General features: G+C 52.4%; 19 protein-coding genes and 2 tRNA genes. 10 read left to right on the forward strand and 11 right to left on the reverse strand.

The annotated features are described in order from the left end of the window. Positions 1-191: 191 nt before the first annotated feature. The 7 genes from fumD (at position 192) to ydhT (ending at position 6,543) form a co-directional block, all read left to right on the forward strand. On the forward strand, positions 192-401 hold the full coding sequence (gene fumD, locus OGV82_RS19300) for a fumarate hydratase FumD (protein WP_012132570.1): 210 nt from the start codon (positions 192-194) through the stop codon (positions 399-401). A gap of 407 nt (positions 402-808) precedes the next feature. Continuing rightward, on the forward strand, positions 809-1,435 hold the full coding sequence (locus OGV82_RS19305; protein WP_012132569.1) for a ferredoxin-like protein: 627 nt from the start codon (positions 809-811) through the stop codon (positions 1,433-1,435). A 20-nt stretch (positions 1,436-1,455) separates the two neighbouring features. Continuing rightward, positions 1,456-3,558, forward strand: coding sequence for an aldehyde ferredoxin oxidoreductase (locus OGV82_RS19310; RefSeq protein WP_047457312.1), 2,103 nt, complete (start codon positions 1,456-1,458; stop codon positions 3,556-3,558). 10 nt (positions 3,559-3,568) lie between these two features. Then, a complete protein-coding gene (locus tag OGV82_RS19315) occupies positions 3,569-4,213 on the forward strand; it encodes a YdhW family putative oxidoreductase system protein (RefSeq protein ID WP_047457308.1) in 645 nt (214 codons plus the stop codon). A 63-nt stretch (positions 4,214-4,276) separates the two neighbouring features. Then, positions 4,277-4,945: a 4Fe-4S dicluster domain-containing protein gene (locus OGV82_RS19320; RefSeq protein WP_071818897.1), complete on the forward strand. Its 669-nt coding sequence runs from the start codon at positions 4,277-4,279 to the stop codon at positions 4,943-4,945. Next, positions 4,942-5,727: a thiosulfate reductase cytochrome B subunit gene (gene phsC, locus OGV82_RS19325; protein WP_047457305.1), complete on the forward strand. Its 786-nt coding sequence runs from the start codon at positions 4,942-4,944 to the stop codon at positions 5,725-5,727. Before OGV82_RS19320 ends, phsC begins: the two co-directional genes overlap by 4 nt. A 3-nt stretch (positions 5,728-5,730) precedes the next feature. Next, a complete protein-coding gene (gene ydhT, locus OGV82_RS19330; RefSeq protein ID WP_047457302.1) occupies positions 5,731-6,543 on the forward strand; it encodes a protein YdhT in 813 nt (270 codons plus the stop codon). 5 nt (positions 6,544-6,548) lie between these two features. On the opposite strand, the gene OGV82_RS19335 is transcribed toward ydhT, so the two are convergent. From OGV82_RS19335 to OGV82_RS19350, 4 genes are read right to left on the reverse strand one after another with little or no spacing between them, the layout of a single operon-like run. Continuing rightward, positions 6,549-7,226: an amino acid ABC transporter permease gene (locus OGV82_RS19335; RefSeq protein ID WP_012132563.1), complete on the reverse strand. Its 678-nt coding sequence runs from the start codon at positions 7,224-7,226 to the stop codon at positions 6,549-6,551. After that, the gene (locus OGV82_RS19340; protein ID WP_047457298.1) at positions 7,216-7,995 is read right to left on the reverse strand and encodes an amino acid ABC transporter permease; all 780 of its coding nucleotides are present in this window, start codon (positions 7,993-7,995) and stop codon (positions 7,216-7,218) included. The genes OGV82_RS19335 and OGV82_RS19340 overlap by 11 nt, the downstream gene beginning before the upstream one ends. Beyond that, positions 7,995-8,813 carry an amino acid ABC transporter ATP-binding protein gene (locus tag OGV82_RS19345; RefSeq protein WP_047457295.1) on the reverse strand — a complete coding sequence of 273 codons (819 nt, stop codon included), beginning with the start codon at positions 8,811-8,813 and terminating at the stop codon, positions 7,995-7,997. Before OGV82_RS19345 ends, OGV82_RS19340 begins: the two co-directional genes overlap by 1 nt. A gap of 1 nt (position 8,814) precedes the next feature. Beyond that, positions 8,815-9,648 (reverse strand): ABC transporter substrate-binding protein, encoded by an 834-nt coding sequence (locus tag OGV82_RS19350; RefSeq protein WP_047457292.1) that lies wholly within the window; start codon positions 9,646-9,648, stop codon positions 8,815-8,817. A gap of 304 nt (positions 9,649-9,952) precedes the next feature. On the opposite strand from OGV82_RS19350, the gene OGV82_RS19355 reads away from it, so the two are divergent. Then, positions 9,953-10,132, forward strand: a complete 180-nt coding sequence (locus OGV82_RS19355) for a hypothetical protein (protein WP_024130375.1) — start codon at positions 9,953-9,955, stop codon at positions 10,130-10,132. 96 nt (positions 10,133-10,228) lie between these two features. Here OGV82_RS19355 and OGV82_RS19360 read toward each other — a convergent pair whose 3' ends face one another. Both OGV82_RS19360 and OGV82_RS19365 read right to left on the reverse strand, forming a co-directional pair. After that, on the reverse strand, positions 10,229-10,369 hold the full coding sequence (locus OGV82_RS19360) for a hypothetical protein (protein ID WP_101724182.1): 141 nt from the start codon (positions 10,367-10,369) through the stop codon (positions 10,229-10,231). A gap of 135 nt (positions 10,370-10,504) precedes the next feature. Continuing rightward, positions 10,505-11,407: an endonuclease/exonuclease/phosphatase family protein gene (locus OGV82_RS19365; protein ID WP_047457289.1), complete on the reverse strand. Its 903-nt coding sequence runs from the start codon at positions 11,405-11,407 to the stop codon at positions 10,505-10,507. A gap of 243 nt (positions 11,408-11,650) precedes the next feature. On the opposite strand from OGV82_RS19365, the gene OGV82_RS19370 reads away from it, so the two are divergent. Further along, positions 11,651-12,589, forward strand: a complete 939-nt coding sequence (locus OGV82_RS19370; RefSeq protein WP_024130374.1) for an alpha/beta hydrolase — start codon at positions 11,651-11,653, stop codon at positions 12,587-12,589. A 72-nt stretch (positions 12,590-12,661) separates the two neighbouring features. On the opposite strand, the gene OGV82_RS19375 is transcribed toward OGV82_RS19370, so the two are convergent. The 4 genes from OGV82_RS19375 to mdtK form a co-directional block, all read right to left on the reverse strand. After that, positions 12,662-14,962, reverse strand: a complete 2,301-nt coding sequence (locus OGV82_RS19375) for a TonB-dependent siderophore receptor (protein ID WP_047457285.1) — start codon at positions 14,960-14,962, stop codon at positions 12,662-12,664. 282 nt (positions 14,963-15,244) lie between these two features. Continuing rightward, a tRNA-Val gene (locus OGV82_RS19380) sits at positions 15,245-15,321 on the reverse strand. Positions 15,322-15,325: 4 nt separating this feature from the next. Then, a tRNA-Val gene (locus tag OGV82_RS19385) sits at positions 15,326-15,402 on the reverse strand. Between the two features lie 151 nt (positions 15,403-15,553). Further along, on the reverse strand, positions 15,554-16,927 hold the full coding sequence (gene mdtK / locus OGV82_RS19390) for a multidrug efflux MATE transporter MdtK (RefSeq protein WP_047457282.1): 1,374 nt from the start codon (positions 16,925-16,927) through the stop codon (positions 15,554-15,556). 217 nt (positions 16,928-17,144) lie between these two features. On the opposite strand from mdtK, the gene OGV82_RS19395 reads away from it, so the two are divergent. Next, positions 17,145-17,786 carry a riboflavin synthase gene (locus tag OGV82_RS19395; RefSeq protein ID WP_012132549.1) on the forward strand — a complete coding sequence of 214 codons (642 nt, stop codon included), beginning with the start codon at positions 17,145-17,147 and terminating at the stop codon, positions 17,784-17,786. 39 nt (positions 17,787-17,825) lie between these two features. Here OGV82_RS19395 and cfa read toward each other — a convergent pair whose 3' ends face one another. Continuing rightward, positions 17,826-18,974 carry a cyclopropane fatty acyl phospholipid synthase gene (cfa, locus tag OGV82_RS19400; RefSeq protein WP_012132548.1) on the reverse strand — a complete coding sequence of 383 codons (1,149 nt, stop codon included), beginning with the start codon at positions 18,972-18,974 and terminating at the stop codon, positions 17,826-17,828. Between the last annotated feature and the right edge of the window lie 259 nt (positions 18,975-19,233).

A 19,233-nucleotide genomic window follows, 5' to 3' on the forward strand; every position in this document is an offset into this window, starting at 1 on the left:
CCGGATAGCGTGACGCTTATCCGGCCTATAAAAGAGCCTGGCCGAACGGGTGAGCAAGTTACAGAGTGTGAGGTGACGGATATCGGTTAAGTTGAATAGTCACTCTGTTTATTTGTTTGATTTATTTGAGTTTTGTCTTCATCGTTAGAGTGATATATGCTGTTTGTTTGTGCTGGCGATGAGAGACAATAATGGGAAACCTGACAAAAGACGACGAACTGTACCGTGAGATGTGCAGAGTGGTTGGCAAAGTGGTTCTGGAGATGCGCGACCTGGGGCAAGAGCCGAAGCATATCGTGATTGCGGGAGTGTTACGAACCGCCATGGCGAACCAGCGACTCCAGCGCAGCGAACTTGAAAAACAGGCGATGGAAACGGTTATCAAAGCCCTGGCAGGATAATTCTCTCAGGGATGGCGCTCGCTTCGTCATCCCTTATTCCCGGTATTTAAATTCTTCACCTTGTAAATAATCAGATATCGCGTTTATATTAATATCGATATGTATATTAATATATAACGAAGGCAATTGATATTAATAATGGGAACGAGGTCACATTATTAATTATTAATAGATTGCCGTGTTTTATATCCTCTAAATGATAATAAATATCACTCCGCTTTTATTATTTCACTTCCGGTTTTTAATTGATAACGATCAAAGTTAATAGCACTGAATAACCACATTATTTATGTGCCTAACTCTTTAGGATTAGTCTATTTGTATTTAATGATATGACGTATGCGATCCGGTTAGGGCAAAACATCGGGTGTTGTCAGCACTGTGTTTGCGAAGAGGATGCGAAATAAATGAACCAGGTCGAACGTCCAATATTAGATTTTGGCTTAACGCGGCTCGAATTTCTGCGTATATCAGGAAAGGGTCTGGCAGGATTAACTATCGCTCCCGCGCTGCTGTCACTTTTTGGCTGCAAACAGGAAGACGTTGATAGCGGTACGGTAGGACTGATAAACACGCCCAAAGGGGTATTAGTGACTCAACGCGCCCGCTGCACAGGCTGCCATCGCTGCGAAATCTCCTGCACCAATTACAACGATGGCGCCGTGGGCTCGTTCTTCTCCCGCATTAAGATTCACCGTAATTACTTCTTTGGCGACAACGGCGTCGGCTCCGGCGGCGGTCTGTACGGCGATTTAAACTACACCGCAGATACCTGTCGCCAGTGTAAGGACCCGCAGTGCATGAAGGTCTGCCCAATCGGCGCAATTACCTGGAAACAGGACGATGGCTGCATCGCGGTTGATCATAAGCGATGTATTGGCTGTAGCGCCTGTACCACTGCCTGCCCCTGGATGATGGCTACCGTAAACAGCGAAACGAAAAAATCGTCAAAATGTGTTTTATGCGGCGAGTGCGCCAGCGCCTGTCCAACAGGGGCGCTGAAAGTTATCGAGTGGAAAGATATTACTGTTTGAATCTTGCAAAGGAAAACATTATGGCTAACGGTTGGACAGGTAATATATTACGGGTCAATCTTACAACAGGCGATATTACCCTCGAAGATTCCAGTAAATATAAAAAATTTGTCGGCGGAATGGGGTTCGGCTACAAAATTATGTATGACGAAGTCCCGCCTGGCACGAAACCTTTCGATGAAGGAAATAAACTGGTATTTGCCACCGGCCCGCTGACCGGATCTGGCGCGCCCTGTAGTTCCCGCGTCAATATCACTTCGCTCTCTACGTTTACTAAAGGTAATTTGGTTGTCGATGCGCATATGGGCGGCTTCTTTGCGGCACAAATGAAATTTGCCGGGTACGACGCGATTATTATTGAGGGTAAATCCGCTTCGCCTGTGTGGATCAATATTAAAGATGACAAGGTCAGCCTCGAAAAAGCAGATTTTCTGTGGGGTAAAGGGACGCGCGCCACGACCGAAGAGATCTGCCGTATGACCAGCCCGGAGACCTGCGTGGCGGCCATTGGTCAGGCGGGTGAAAACCTGGTGCCGCTCTCCTGTATGCTCAACAGCCGTAACCACAGCGGCGGGGCGGGAACCGGCGCGGTGATGGGGTCGAAAAACCTCAAGGCCATTGCCGTTGAAGGCACCAAAGGGGTCAATATTGCCGATCGCAAAGAGATGAAGCGGCTGAATGACTACATGATGACGGAGCTGATTGGCGCCAATAATAATCATGTTGTGCCGAGCACCCCGCAGGCATGGGCGGAATTTTCCTCACCGGCTTCGCGCTGGACGGCGCGTAAAGGTTTGTTCTGGGGGGCCGCAGAGGGCGGGCCTGTTGAAACCGGCGAGATCCCGCCGGGTAATCAGAATACGGTCGGCTTTCGCACCTATAAATCCGTGTTTGACTTAGGTCCAGCGGCTGAAAAATACACCGTGAAAATGAGCGGTTGCCACTCATGTCCGATCCGCTGCATGTCGCAGCTCAATATTCCACGGGTAAAGGATTTTGGCGTACCGAGCACCGGGGGGAATACCTGCGTGGCAAACTTTGTCCATACCACGATCTTCCCGCACGGCCCGAAAGATTTTGACGATAAGGACGATGGCCGCGTTATCGGCAATCTGATCGGCCTGAACCTGTTTGACGACTACGGTATCTGGTGTAACTACGGGCAGTTGCACCGTGACTTCACGTATTGCTACAGCAAAGGCGTGTTCAAGCGCGTGCTGCCGGCTGAGGAATATGCGGAGATCCGCTGGGATCAACTGGAAGCGGGCGATCCCAACTTTATCAAGGATTTCTACTATCGCCTGGCGCATCGCAAAGGAGAGTTGAGCCATCTTGCGGATGGTTCATACGCCATTGCCGAGCGCTGGAATCTGGGTGAGGAATACTGGGCGTACGATAAAAACAAACTGTGGTCGCCGTTTGGCTATCCGGTACACCATGCTAACGAAGCGTCGGCGCAGGTGGGGGCAATTACCAACTGCATGTTTAACCGTGACTGCATGACCCACACCCACATCAACTTTATTGGTTCTGGTTTACCGCTGAAGCTACAGCGAGAGGTCGCGGCGGAACTGTTTGGTTCTGAAGACGCCTACGACGAGACTAAAAATTACACGCCGATCAACGCGGCGAAAATCAAGTATGCCAAATGGACGCTGCTCAAAGTTTGCCTGCATAACGCCGTGACGCTGTGCAACTGGGTCTGGCCGATGACCGTTTCGCCGTTGAAGAGCCGAAATTATCGTGGGGATCTGGATCTGGAAGCGAAATTTTTCCAGGCGGTGACCGGGGATGAAACCACCCAGGCGAGCCTTGATTTAGCCGCAGAACGTATCTTCACGCTCCATCGCGCCTATACCGTCAAACTGATGCAGACCAAAGACATGCGCAATGAACACGATCTCATCTGTTCGTGGGTTTTTGACAAGGACCCCAACATTCCGGTGTTCACTGAAGGGACTGACAAAATGGATCGCGACGATATGCGTGAATCCCTGACGCTCTTTTATACCGAGATGGGCTGGGACCCTGAACTGGGATGCCCGACGCGAGAAACGTTGCATCGCCTCGGTCTTGAGGATGTCGCCGCCGATCTGGCCGCGCAGAATCTGCTGCCAGCGTAAGGAAGGTGAGATGAGTCATTCAGAGGGCGAACACTCCACGCCTGAGGTGGATATTGAAAAGCGGCAGTGGCTGCAAGGCTTACATCAGCATGAAAGGCGAGTGGATGAACCAACGCCTCCCGCGAGTCCGGCAGAGATCATGGCGGAGTTCATCCGCCAGCATTCTGCTTCAGGCCAGCTAGTGGCTCGCGCGCTTTTCCTGCAACCGCCGTATTCAGTGGAGGAAGAGGCGTTAATGCCGCTGCTGGAGACGCTGCTTCAGAGCGAGACAGGGGCGGATATCGCCTGCGTACAGGGTGCTCAGGATGATTATTACTACTCGACGCAAACCATGACCGCTAACTATGCCGACATGTGTGTGCAGGTGGTGGAGAACGATATTTGCCGGGCTATCGCACAGGCGGTGCGTTTTGATTGCCAGACCTATCCGCGACCCTACAAGGTCGCCATGCTGGAACAACCGCCATACCGCTTTGCGCCGCAGCAAATAGAGACAGCTCTTGCCGCGATCGGCACGCACCCGGATTACGCGGATATTCGCCGTGTGGCGTCGTCCAACGACGTACCGTATCTGTTTAGCGAACGTTTTATGAGCTACGGCAAGGCATATGGCTTATGCGAATGGCTTGAGGTTGAGCAGTTTCAGAATCCCTGATTGTTCAGGGTGATGTCATGGAAAGCGTGGGCGATCGCTGCCACCGGATTAGAGGATAACCAGATGTCCTTCACTCGACGAAAATTTGTGCTTGGTATGGGGACGGTGATTTTTTTCAGCGGGCCCGGCCAAAATTTGTTAGCGAACACGAAGAATAGCAACGCGGTGCGTTATGCCATGATTCATGATGAATCCCTGTGTAACGGCTGCAATCTCTGCGCCCGGGCGTGTCGCAAGACCAACCATGTTCCGGCTCAGGGCAGTCGTTTATCCATCGCGCATATTCCTGTTTCGGATAATGAAAACGAAACCGTTTATCACTATTTCCGCCAGTCCTGCCAGCACTGTGAAGATGCGCCCTGTATTGATGTTTGCCCGACCGGCGCCTCCTGGCGTGATGAGCGCGGTATTGTGCGGGTAGACGAATCGCGCTGTATCGGCTGTAGCTACTGTATAGGCGCTTGTCCGTATCAGGTGCGTTATCTCAATCCACAAACCAAAGTGGCGGATAAATGCGACTTTTGCGCCGAATCTCGCCTGGCAAAGGGGTTCCCGCCGATTTGCGTGAATGCTTGCCCGGAGCACGCATTGATTTTTGGTCGTGAAGACAGCCCGGAAATTCAGACCTGGCTGAAGGAGAACAAATTCTATCAACACCAACTCGCAGGCGCCGGAAAACCGCATCTGTATCGCCGGTTCGGTCAACATTTGATTAAAAAGGAAAATGTATGAACGCGTCGCAGAATGCTGAACAGTTCCATGTCCAACTGGCGAACTATGTCCCCGTGTTTTCTCCCGAATACTGGCCTGTCTGGTTAGTCATCGCCGGACTGATGCTGGTAGCGATGTGGCTGGTGTTGGGGCTGCATGCCATGCTGCGGTTTCGCGCCGCCAACAAAGCCGCGGCCGGTCACGGTGAAAAGGTTTACCTGTACTCAAAAGCGGTGAGATTGTGGCACTGGTCGAACGCGCTACTGTTTGTGCTCCTGCTCGGCAGTGGGCTGATCAATCATTTCTCGCTGGTTGGCGCGTCGGTGATGAAGAGTCTGCTGACGGTGCATGAGATCTGCGGTTTTCTGCTGCTGGCGTGTTGGCTGGGTTTTGTTTTGATCAACATGCTGGGCGGCAACGGACACCATTATATTATTCGCCGCGAGGGCTGGATTGGCCGGGCGATGAAGCAGACCCGCTTCTATCTGTTCGGCATTATGCAGGGTGAGGAACATCCGTTTCCCGCCACCACACAGTCTAAATTCAACCCGTTACAGCAGGCCGCTTATCTCGGGGTGATGTACGGCCTGGTGCCGCTGTTGCTGATAACCGGACTACTGTCGCTTTATCCGCAGGCGGCGGGCGATCTGTTCCCCGGCGTGCGTTACTGGCTGTTGCAGGCGCATTTCGCGCTGGCGATCGTTAGTCTCTTTTTTATCTTCGGTCATCTTTACCTTTGCACGACAGGTCGTACGCCCGGTGAGACCTTCCGCTGCATGGTTGATGGCTATCATCGGCACTAACGGATGATCATTACGCGAGAGGATTTACGTACCTGGCGAGTCGGGCCCGTCATCTATCGTTGGTTTGTCCGTCGCTTTCCGAATGGCGGCAGCTACGCCGACGTGCATCGGGCGCTGAGCAGTGAAGGCTATCTCGACTGGGCAAATAGCCTGGTGGAATATGCCTGGTCGCGCTGGCTGGATGAGGAGAGCTTTGCGCGTCAGGATATCAGCGCGATGGACAGCCTGGTGAGTGCGCAATCGCACCACGGTAATAGCGAACACATTGCCTGCGCGGACGATAACGTTCATCTGGGATGTGCGGGCGATAACGTCAAAATTGCCAGCGTGGGGTACGCTTCGCAGATTGCCAGCGCGGGGTACTGCGCGCGCATTGGCAGCGCAGGCTACAACACGCATATAGGTTGTTCCGGCGATCGCGCGCGGGTGGCGGTGGCAGGGAACTCAACCCGCGTAAGCTGCGCCGGTGACGGGAGTCGTATTGCCAGCGCGGGAATGCGGGTGCGCATCAGCACGCTGGGTGACAGGAGCAATATTGCCAGCAATGGCGATCTGGCGCAGGTTGTCAGCTTTGGCGCCAATGCCAGAATTGCCAACAGCGGAGAGAATGTCCATCTCGTTACCAGCGGTGACAATGCGGTCATCGCCAGCACCGGGCACGTTGACTCCCTGATACTGGGGCCCGGCGGCTGTGCTGCGCTGGCGTATCACGATGGCGAACGTACCCGTTTCGCCGTTGCCATTGAAGGCGAGAACAACATACGCGCCGGGGTAAAATATCGCCTCAACGAACAACATCAGTTTGTTGAGTGTTGAGCCGTTTATCGGATAGCGAATCGTCGACGGGTGAATCTCTCCAGGCCAAAACAGAGCAGGTAATAGACCAGTCCGGTAAAGATAAAAATGGCCGCCGGGTAAATCTGTACCCGGTTATTCACCTGACCGGCGACGGTAGTTAGTTCAGGAACATTGACGATAAACGCCAGCGACGTGTCTTTCAGCAGGCCGATAAAAATGCCGGTCAATGACGGCATTACATTGCGTAGCACTTGGGGAAGCAGAATGAGCCATAATGCCTGAAACGGGCGAAATCCCTGCACTACCGAGGCGTCGTACTGCCCGGCAGGAAGCGCGTTTATGCCGGCATAAACGGAGTGCATCACCGATGCCGCAGTAAACCAGGCCAGCGCCAGCGTGACGGTAACGGCGCCGGGAAGATCGCTTCCGGTAAGCATTGGCAGCAAATACCACATCCAGAAGATCACGAAGATCAGCGGAATGCCGCGAATAAATTCTGCCCAGAGAAACAGCCCATTACGGATAACGCCCGGAAATCGCCAGGCAAGACAGGCGAGAACCACCCCGCCGGGAAGCGCCAGCACGCCAGCACCCAGCGCCATCAACAATGTGAGGAGCACGCCGCCGGGTTGACCATCAGCAGCGCGTCCCCACAGCAGGTAATCCAGATTGTCGGTAATGACCGAAATATTAGCGATCATGGTGTGGACTCCTGATGCTGAAAATACGCGTTTTGGGTTTCACTCTTTTGGCCGGGGCGGGGTTTAGCCGCGCCAGTAGCAGACCCAATACAATGCCGGTCAGCAAATAGAGCGCGGTGCCGACGGCAAAGGCTTCCAGAGCATGGGCGTTATAGCTTTCAATTTGTCGCACCTGATAGGTCAGTTCGGCAAAGCCGATACCGCTGGCAAGCGATGAGAGTTTCATCAGATTAAGGTATTGTCCCACGATGGGTTGCCAGGCGTTTGCCAGCCCCTGGGGGAGCAGAATATGGCGGAGGGTCGTCCATGCGGAAAAACCTTGCGATACAGCGGCCTCTCGCTGCCCGGCGGATACCGCCTGCAACCCCGAGGCGATCTCCTCAACCAGGAAGGCCGATGTGAATACCCCCAGCCCCCATGCGGAGCAGAGAAATTCTGGCGTCAGCCACCAGACATCGCCAGGCAGGATCGACCAAAAATGATCGGTATTAACGAAATCAATCACGTCACGGGGCAGAAAATTCCACGCTGCGAAGTACCAGAACATCAACTGCACAAGCAGAGGCGTATTGCGAAACAGCGAGACCCAGGCGGCGACCAGACGGCGACCGAATGCGTTGCCGGAGAGACGTAGCGCGAGCAGGATAATCGCCAGCAGTGTCGATAGCAAAACGCCTGCCAGCGTGACCCAGAGCGTGGTCAAAAAACCCGAGATGACCCATTGCAGAGGTTGCCCGCTCAGCACCCCCTGCCAGTCCAGAGTAAGCATTATAACGATGACTCCTGGTGTAACGGATCGAGCACTTTCTTCAGGAAGCGCTGGGTTCTGGGGTGCTGCGGACGGGTAAAAAATGCTTCAGGCGAGGCGACTTCCAGAATATCGCCGCCATCGATAAACACGACACGGTCGGCAATTTCGCGAGCGAAGTGCATCTCGTGCGTAACGACGATCATGGTGATCCCGCTGTGGGCAAGATTCTTCATGACCTGTAAGACTTCGCCGATCATTTCCGGGTCCAGCGCGGATGTTGGCTCATCAAAAAGGATAATTTGCGGAGAGGAGGCCAGCGCGCGGGCAATGGCGACGCGCTGCTGCTGTCCACCAGAGAGCTGGGCGGCAAATGCGTCGGCTTTTTCAGCCAGACCCACCTGATCCAGCAATTCGCGGGCTCGCTGTTTGGCGGCCTCTTTATTCCAGCCATGCACATATTCCAGCGCCAGCGTAATGTTCTGCTGCGCCGTCAGATGGGCGTAAAGGTTGAATTGCTGGAATACGAATCCAATGCGGCTGCGTAACTGGCGCAGCGCTGCGCCCTTGAGCTGACCAATGGGCTTATCATCGATAAAAATATCGCCGCCGCTTAATGACTCAAGCTGGTTGATGAGTCGAATAAGCGTGGATTTTCCCGAACCGGATGGCCCAAGGATGGTAACGACTTCTCCGGGTTCCACCGTCAGATTGACACCGTTTAATACCCGGTGCCCGTCGTACTGTTTGATCACATCGCGCAGTTCAACGCGCGCCTGACGCAAATGCGTAAAATCCGCAGCCGAAGCTGCGGAGCGGGTAAACAAACCTGAGAGCATATTACTTCGCTTCTATTTTAAAGGCGCGCGGCTGTGGATTTTTGGTTTCGGGGCCGAACCAGACGTCATAGATTTTGGCCGCCTGTCCGGTGGACTCGAGCTTCAGCAGTTCATCGTTCACCGCCTTTAACAACGCGGGTTCGCCTTTTTTCACCCCGACGCCGATTTCCTCTTTACTCAGCAGGTCGGGTAGGATTTTAAAGTTGGCTTTGTCCGGCGCCCCGCTTAACAGGCCCGCCAGAATGGTGCTGTCCTGGGTGATCGCCTGAACGTTGCCATTACGCAGCGCAGTCAGCGCCAGCGGGATATCATCATAGGCCAGCACGCGGGATTGCGGGAAACGCTGGTGCAGCGCCTGTTCCCCCGTTGTTCCTTTCACCGCGCCAATTCGCGCGCGGCTGTACTCATCCAGCTTGTCGGGGGAGGTCGCCGGAACCAGGAATTGTTGCCCGGTGACAAAATAGGGAACGGAAAAGTCGATAACCTGGGCGCGCTCCGGGGTGATGGTAATATCCGCGACGATCAGATCGGCCTTACCCGATTGCAGTAACGGGATACGGTTGGCTGGGTTGGTGGCGACCAGTTCTAGTTTGACTCCCAACGATTTGGCCAGCGCTTCAGCAAAATCAACGTCGTAACCAACGATTTTATGCGTTTGCGGATCGACGGAGCCAAACGGCGGGTTCGCATCGAACGTGGCCACTTTCACTACGCCGGCGGCTTTAATATCCGCCAGTTGATCGGCCTGGGCGGGTAATGCGGCAATACCGGATGCGAATAGCGCACTTAATGCCAGTAATGTTTTTTTAGTGCTGTGAATTGTCGTTGCCATCATCTTCTTTGATATCCCTGTAGAGACGCTAAATAATTCATGTCGCGGTCAAAAAGGCCGCTGCATTCGCGACATGATTGGGTTTGTCTTTTTACGCTCCCACAACTCGCCGTCGTCACCAAATAAGAAAAGATTCTTATCTATATACAAAAAGATATTAGTAAAACAGATGTTAATAGTCGGTGAATTAAAATGGGATGGTCTAATGCAATAAATGCACAAGGATGGCAGGATTTCGTATTTCATTTTTTCACGCGAATGCGCTGCAATAAAACGCATCCAGCATACAGACAGAGGGGCGGAGAAGATGAATGGGTTTAAACGTCTTTGGCATACTGTGGTGAAGGCACGTCCACAGACCCGACAGTACGATGCGGAGCCTCATCTTCAGCGTATTGTTGAGTCTGTTCTTCCTGTCGCCAGCCTGTATGGCGTGGATATCGCCAACATTGATCCGGAGTGGTTCCGTGATAAAACAGAACGCTGAACATCGACAAACGCGCGAGGCATACTGGAACGAAATCTGCGCGCTTTCTGCGGCTTAATCCTGAATAAAAAAACCGGCATCACGCCGGTTCTGTCGTTATATTTTGCAGGCATCGCCGCAGTCATCATCCGCAATAACCGCCCGGGCTTTTTTATCTGCGTCTTCCAGACGTTCAGCGTTACGCTCTTGCGCTTCCTCCAGTCCGTCAAAGACCAGATTGTCGAGATCAATATCCATCAATCACCTGTTTAGTTCAGTGTTTGCCAGCTTTCCAGTATAGGGCAAAATCTGTGATTGATGCACCTTGCGCTATTGGCGATCGGTGCGGTTGCCAGCAGGGAAAGCGGAAATCCCGCCATCCCTGCCAATAGGTTACTGCTCGGTGAGTTCCATATCCGCGATAAAGGGGAGATGATCGCTTGCCGACGACCAGGTGAAAGCAGGGGAGTTATGCGGAATTTCTATTTTCTTCACATCCCATTTTTGCCCCTTGAAAGTGAAGATGTGGTCAATATCAATCGCCGGGTTAACCGCAGGCCATGTACGATAATCCGTCCCCTGTTTCTCAACCGGATTAAAGAAATAGCCAATTTCTTTTAACGGCTGTTCGTCACGGGTAGAGTTGAAATCGCCAGCCAGAATTTTTATTGAAGAGGCGATATCTTTAAAATCGGATGACGCATCGCCAATACTGACATCCAGCAGATGGCGGACTTGCTCAATTCGCATGGTGGGATCTTTTTGCCAGTCAAGGTGGGTAACCATGACCAGTACCGGCGTATCGAAACCTGGAACCGCAATTTGCGCCAGTAATGCTACCCGTTGTTCTGCATCGCCTGAGGGTAAATTGATAACCTGAGTATGCTGAATTTTGTATTTCGATAAAATGCCGAGCCCGTATTCACCACCATCAAAATCCAGCGCCTTACCAAAGGCATAGTGATAGTTATTTGCATCAGCGATCGTTTTCAATTGATCAATCTTTTGGCTTCTTGCGGTTTTATTATCAACCTCTGGAACCGCAATGATATCGGCTGCAATTTTTTTGATAGCGGCATTAAGCGACGTGAAATCAGCTACATTTTCGGACGCTTCATTTTTGCCGATGTTATAGGTCGCAATTCTTAAATGAGGCTTGTTGTTTTCATAAATCTTATCCGGGACACCGCCTTTCTGAACGGCGAGAATTTCATTACCGGCAAGTTTTTCACTGGCTATAGCGTGTGTGGAAAGGCAGCTTAGCGCGAGGAATGTCAGTGTAAAGATGTTTTTCATAACGAATAGAGGCCTTGTTTATTTGCTGTTGTCGCCACTATAACGCGCATAAAAATAGGTTACTGTGAGACTTTGCACAAACTTATATTGTTTTGCGAAATAAGTGATTAAAGTACATTCACCAGAATTTTAAATGTGAATGAAGGCCGTAACGGTTTACTTGACCCGCAGAGCCTTTCGGGTAACTGTATGTAATGTTGCAAAAATCTGAATTTCACCTGTAAAAAAAGGAATAACGAAGAGATGTATGGCCGTGAGTATCGAAACGGGCGTCGTCGCATGGCACCGTTTTTAGCAATCTCTTGCATTACTCTGCTGTATGGCGCGAAAGGGTATGCCAGGCCGGATATGGAGCCGCTGGGACCGAATATCGCCGATCGGGGTTCCGCGTTTTACCATTTCAGGGTTGAAAATTTCGACTCCGCCGACGGAAAAAGGCACTACAAGGTCTGGACCGGCGTTCCTGATAAAACGCCGCCAGCGTCGGGTTATCCGGTTCTGTATATGCTGGATGGCAATGCGGTGATGGATCGCCTGACGGAGGACTTGCTGAAACAACTGGCGGAAAAAACGCCCCCCGTTATTGTCGCCATCGGCTACCAGACCCACTTACCCTTTGATCTGAACGGCAGAGCCTATGATTATACGCCCGCGCTGGAAGTGAAAAGCGGGGCGGAGGGGCGCTATCGTCGACCGGGTGGCGGCAGTGGGGACTTCCGTCGACTGCTGGAGACGCGTATCGCGCCGCAAACGGAACAAGGGATCAACATCGATCCTGAACGACGCGGCGTATGGGGACACTCCTACGGCGGCTTATTCGTCCTTGATTCGTGGCTGTCGTCGTCATTTTTTCAGTTTTACTACAGCGCCAGCCCATCGCTGGGAAGAGACAATTCCTCGTTGTTAACCCGGTTAACCACAATGGATGCCGCGAAAAATTGCCATAAGCGTTTATTTTTCATGGAAGGTTCCGCTTCACCGGGGAAAAATGCGCAGACTCCGGTTTCCGATATCCTGAATAAAACCCGCGACGCCGTTTCCGCCCTGCAAAAAGACGGGCTTGCGGTTGCCTGGTGGAATTACCCGGGATTGACGCACGGGCCGATGTTCACCGCCTCTTTTCAGAGCGCGTTACTGAATATGAGCGCGGAGGAGACTCCCGGGGCAGCGCGCTGCGATTAACCGGGCAGTGAGTGAAGAGGGCGGCGGGAAGCCGCCCTTAGCCATTACGCTATGATGCGAGTCTGGTGGTCGTCAGAAGTGTAGCCCCACCTGCATGTAGTAGGTGCGGCCAGGTTCGTTATAGGTGTTCGCACCGGCTCCCCACAGATACGCGCCCGTGGTGGCGTTACCGGTAGTCTGGGCATTTCCTTCACGGAAGTGGCGCTTGTCGAACAGGTTATCGATCCCTGCGGTTACATCCACATATTTCGTCACCGCGTAAGTCGCACTCATGCCCACCAGCGCATAAGGCGATACCTGTCGGGTTTCGCTGCCCGAAGTGGGGTTCCCTTGATAAGTGTATTTTTTCGGTTTCTGGCGGCCATACCACGTCAGCGTACCCTGCACCGACAGATCGTTAGCGGCCTGCCACTCCAGCGTTGAGTTGATGGTGTATTTGGGAATAACCGACAGGTAATCTCCGCTCTTCTTATTCTTGTTCTCGATGATATAGGTGAAGTTATTTTTCATCTTCAGCGTATCGGCGAGCGGGAAATTGAACGTCCCTTCCAGCCCCTGAACGACGGCTTTTGGCACGTTTTCCCATTGATAAATATTTGCGGAGGTGGCTTTGCCCGCAACCGAGTCACCGGCTGCAATCTTGTCATGGTAGTCGTTGCGATACCAGGTCAGCCCGGCCTGCACTTCATCATGATTATATTCAATCCCTACCTCTTTATTGACGCTGGTTTCTGCTTTCAGGTCGCGGTTGCCTTGCAGATAGCAGGCGCCGCCGCCGTAGCATCCCTGGCCTTTACTGAACAACAGGTAATTGGGGTTGGTCTGATACAAATTTGGTGCTTTCCATGCGCGGGCAATACCCAGTTTCAACGTGAAGTCGCCGCCCAGTTCCTGGGAGAGGTTCAGTGACGGACTCCAGTTACTGCCGCTAATACTCTGGTGGTTGAAGCGAACGGCAGGAGTCAGACGAGTGCTGTCCGTCAGTTCAAGGTTATCTTCCGCAAAGATGCCGTAAATATCCGCTGAGCTGTATTTGCTGCGCCCGATATCGGCAATCCCCGGAACCGAGCCCCCGCCGGTGGTGGATTCGGTATTCGACGACGGATCTTTCATCGCCTGGTGGTTAAATTCCGCGCCAAAGGTCAGCGTCTGGCTAACCCACAGGTCAAGCGGAATATTCACTTCCGAGTGCAGGTTGGTGTCATACAACGAAATGGTCGAGAACCCTTCATTTGACGGGCTGAAAATCCCCGAGATGCCGCCAGAGAGGCCTTCATTGAGGCGGGTATTACGCGTTTTTTCAAACTGCACATAGTTATTGGTGGTGACGCCGCTGTCCCAGGCGCCAGTATATTTCAGGCTGAGCGTCTGGCGGTAGAGAACGTTTGTTTCTTTGCCATAATATTTTTTTACCAGCGCGTTGCTGTTGGTGTTTTGCGTATCACCGGCATACAGGTTGCCGTGGCGACTGTAGCCGGCCCCTAGTTCCAGCGCCTGCATCGGCATAAATTCCCAGCGCAGAGCTGAATTGATGTCTTTATTGATAAAACCTTCACGGCCAGCGGGGTAGCTACCGGCATAAGAACCGATACGCGGGGTCGTGTGGTTTTCGTTGATATCCTGGGCATCAGCCTGCGTTTTATTCCAGTTACCGTAGACTCGCAGGGTCAGATTATCCGCCAGCGCGCCGCTTAAACTGCCGTTATAGCGTTTGGTGCTGCCTTCGGATTTGTGCTGTGGAAAGTTGTAATAGGTATTTAAACTGCCGTGCCATTCGTCCGTCGCCGGTTTGGTGATGATATTGACGACCCCGCCCATTGCGCCACTGCCGTACATCGCGGCGGCCGGGCCACGGATGACCTCAATGCGCTCGATCATTTCTGGCGGCACCCAGTTGGTGTCGCCACGGGTATCGCGCTCATCGCTCCAGCCATAGCGCACCGAGTTGCGGCTGGAGACAGGCATACCGTCAATCAGAATCAGAGTGTTCTCCGGCCCCATGCCGCGGATATCAATCTGGCGGTTATTCCCGCGTTGTCCGCTGTTAGAGTTCCCGGTGAGATTGACGCCCGGCATGGTGCGAATGATCTCAGCGACGTCGCGCTGTATCGGCCGTTTTTTAATGGCTTCGCTGTCAATGATAGAGACGCCGGGGGCCTGGAGCGTCTGTTCTTTGGCCGTCACGACCATGGTTTCGCCGCTGTTTATTTCTTTGTCGCGGGCAGCCTGTTTCTCAGGTGGGTTACTGGCGTTTGTTTGTTCTGCTTTCTGGTTTGCCGCTGTTTTGATGTCGTCAGCCTGTACCGCAGGAATTGCCAGACTCCCTGCAATAAGCGAACTCAAAAGCGATAATTTATATGCCTTTTTTATCATGATATTAATCACTTGCCATTGTTAAAAGAGAAATTGCGTGAAATAATTTATTAGCAATATTTCTCATTTGCAATGCAATAATGATTATCATTTACATTTTTAGGCGTGCGAGCGCGCTGCCATTAGCGGCAATTTTAGGTTATTAAATAGAATAAAATCAGTAAGATAATTAATATCAGGGCAGCAGGCGTGAAGGGACAGTTGCGGTTGTTGGTCTGTACAATGGTCAAACCATGAATTCAGGAAAGATTTGTGGGAACAGTGTGCTGTGTGGATAAAGAATGGTGCGTCTGAATGGACTCGAACCATCGACCCCCACCATGTCAAGGTGGTGCTCTAACCAACTGAGCTACAGACGCAGGATGGTGCGTTCAATTGGACTCGAACCAACGACCCCCACCATGTCAAGGTGGTGCTCTAACCAACTGAGCTATGAACGCAATGTTGCAGGTGACAACGGGGATGAATATTAGCGGCAGAGCCGGAATGAGGCAAGAGGGAAAACGTAATTTTCTTCCTGATTTCACTCGATTGCAGAGGAAACGCGCAAAATGTCGAGAGAATAGCCGCCGTTCGGCGGCTATTGCTGATTTATCGCGCAGCGCGCTGCAAAATAATCGCTGATGACTGGCGTTGCAGGTATCGCATACGCAGCATCATCATAATAGCCGCAGACGTCAGGCCGATAATAAAGCCCATCCAGAACCCGGCCGGTCCCATGCGATCCACCACCAGATCGGTCAGCGCGAGGATATAACCGCTCGGTAATCCCAGCACCCAGTAAGCTGTAAAGGTAATAAAGAAAATCGACCGCGTATCTTTATAACCACGCAAAATACCGCTGCCGATAACCTGGATCGAATCGGAAATTTGATACACCGCCGCCAGCAGCATCAGTTGCGCGGCGAGCGTGACCACTTCAGGATTGTCGTTATAGAGCAGGGCGATAGGCTCACGTAACGTCACGGTAAAAATTGCGGTGATAACGGCCATGCAAACCCCGACGCCCAGTCCGGTTCTGGCGGCTGTCTGGGCATCCAGCGTTGAGCCCTGGCCAAGTCGATAGCCCACGCGGATGGTAACCGCAGCCGCCAGCGACATCGGCAATACGAACATCAGCGAACTGAAGTTCAGGGCAATCTGGTGGCCTGCGACATCCACAATACCCAGCGGTGAAACCAACAGCGCCACCACGGCAAACAGGGTGACTTCAAAAAACAGCGCCAGGGCGATCGGCAAACCTAGCTGTACCAGACGTTTCACGACCGCCGTATCCGGCTTGCTGAATCCGCGCTCGTTGCGGATATCGCGCATTGAACGCGCACGTTTCACATACGAGGCCATCGCGATAAACATCACCCAATAGACCGCCGCCGTGGCAACGCCGCAGCCCACGCCGCCGAGTTCCGGCATACCGAAGTGGCCATAGATGAATATATAGTTCACCGGAATGTTGACCAGCAGGCCAAGGAAGCCCATGACCATGCCGGGTTTGGTTTTTGCCAGACCTTCGCACTGGTTACGCGCAACCTGAAAGAACAGGTATCCCGGCGCGCCCCACAGGAGCGCGCGAAGATAGCCCACGGCTTTATCCGCCAGCGCAGGATCAATGTTATGCATAGAACGGATAATGTATCCGGCATTCCATAGCACAAACATAATGAGAACGGACACACAGCCCGCCAGCCAGAAGCCTTGTCGCACCTGGTGAGCGATGCGTTCGCGGCGGCCAGAGCCGTTGAGCTGCGCGATAACCGGGGTCAGAGCCAGTAACAGCCCATGACCAAACAGAATGGCGGGCAGCCAGATAGATGTGCCGATAGCGACGGCAGCCATATCCGTGGCGCTGTACCCGCCAGCCATCACGGTATCGACGAATCCCATCGCGGTTTGGGCGATTTGCGCAAGAATCACCGGTATTGCCAGAGCTAATAACTGACGCGCTTCACTGATATACTTCTGCACGTATACACCTATTATTTGTTGTTATTTGAGAGACTAAAAAAGCCGCCTTAAATGGCAGCAAGAAGAAAATGCAGGGGAAATTTCAGTCTATTGTAGCGAGGAATACGTAATTCTCCAGTGAAAAAACAGGTGCTTTTAGCGCTTTGCTGGCAACCTGATTTTCCACCTGCTATTGTGCTGGGCAGAGATGTATTAACTGATTTCAGGAGTTGCAGGTATGTTTACAGGTATTGTGCAGGGCACCGCGAAACTGGTGTCGATTGATGAAAAACCGAATTTCCGCACGCATGTCGTGGAATTACCTGAACACATGCTGGACGCGCTGGAGACTGGCGCATCGGTGGCGCACAACGGCTGTTGCCTGACCGTCACTGAAATAAACGGTAATCAGATCAGCTTTGACCTGATGAAAGAGACGTTACGCATTACCAATCTTGGCGATCTGAGCGTCGGCGATCTCGTTAACGTGGAGCGTGCGGCGAAATTCAGCGATGAGATTGGCGGGCATTTAATGTCGGGTCACATTATGACCACGGCTGAAATTTCGAAAATTCTGACCTCTGAGAATAATCGTCAGGTCTGGTTTAAAGTTCAGGACCCGCAGCTGATGAAATATATCCTGTATAAGGGATTCATCGGCATCGATGGCATCAGTCTGACGGTAGGGGAAGTGACGCCAACGCGCTTTTGCGTTCATCTGATCCCGGAGACGCTGGAACGCACCACGCTGGGTAAGAAAAAACTGGGCGCTCGCGTCAATATCGAAATTGATCCGCAAACCCAGGCGGTTGTTGACACCGTCGAGCGCGTGCTGGCGGCACGGGAAAGCGCGGCGAATCTGCATGCAGGCGACGCGTAACCCGACGTAAAAACCCCCGCAGCGCGGGGGTTATCAGGATTAGCGGGGAATACGCAGGCCGTGTTCGACGCCGCGAGAAAAAACCACCTGCCATAGCTGTATATCACGGGCGCGAAACGCCCCGGCGCATGCATTCAGATAATAACTGAACATGCGTTTAAACCGTTCGGTGTAATTATCTGCAATTTCCGGCCAGCCGTTGATAAAGCGAGAATACCAGGCCATCAGGGTGGTGTCGTAATCTGCGCCAAAGTTGTGCCAGTCTTCCATCACGAAATGCGATTCGCTGGCATTCGCAATCTGGCGAACAGACGGCAGGCACCCGTTCGGGAAAATATACTTATTGATCCACGGGTCGACATTATTATCCGTCTTTTTGGAACCGATAGTGTGGAGCAGGAAAATACCGTCCGGTTTCAAATTACGGTCGACCACTTCAAAATAGGTTTTATAGTTCTTCGGCCCGACGTGTTCAAACATACCAACGGACACAATGCGATCAAACTGATCGTTAAGGTCGCGGTAATCCTGTAGCCGAATAGAAACGTCCAGACCTGCGCAACGTTCCTGGGCCATCTTTTGCTGCTCGGCGGAAATCGTGACGCCAACGACGCTGACGTCATAATTGGACGCCATAAACTGGGACAAGCCACCCCAGCCGCATCCGATATCCAGCACGCGCATACCCGGCTGCAACTGTAGTTTTTCACAAATGAGCTTCAGCTTCGCTTGCTGGGCGGATTCCAGTGTGTCGGCATCTTTCCAGTAAGCGCAGGAATATTGCATATACGGGTCGAGCATGCGGGAGAAAAGATCGTTGCCGAGATCGTAATGTTCTTTCCCGACTATCCAGGCGCGTTTTTTACTTTGTAAGTTGAACAGGCGTGCGCCCGCGATACGCAGCGTATCTTTGAAATGGTGGGGGAGTTGGTTTTCGAGCCCGGCTCGTAAGACTTTACTAAAAAACATGTCCAGTCGGTCGCATTCCCACCAGCCATCCATATAACTTTCACCTAACCCCAGCGATCCTTCCTGTAATACACGTTTGAAAAAATCGGGGTTTTTAACACGAATATCCGCTGGGGCAGTGCCATTGATGGCGATACCCGCACGGCCCAGCAATTCGTTGGTGATACGATACCAGTCATCATCTGGTACGCTGACTTCTTCTATACACGATGAACTCATAGCTTCTCCATCACTTGGTCGGTGATCAGAACCTTAAAACAGCGTAGACGCTTTTTGGGCTTTGTGAGAAATCTCACGGAATAATTCCGCGAGTCTATTATCCGACGTAGAACAGAGGAAGGGAGGAACCCTTACCGAAAAGGCCATCCGTGGTGAAACGGGAACGCTCCGGTTCCCGTTAACGCATAATAATTATCGTAATATTAACAACCGAAATTTAGTATAGGCCTCAAAATTCGATGATACAACCGAAAATTGT

Origin of the sequence: Citrobacter sp. CK191, assembly GCF_030333435.1 — a bacterium.
GTDB classification, from domain to species: domain Bacteria; phylum Pseudomonadota; class Gammaproteobacteria; order Enterobacterales; family Enterobacteriaceae; genus Citrobacter_B; species Citrobacter_B koseri.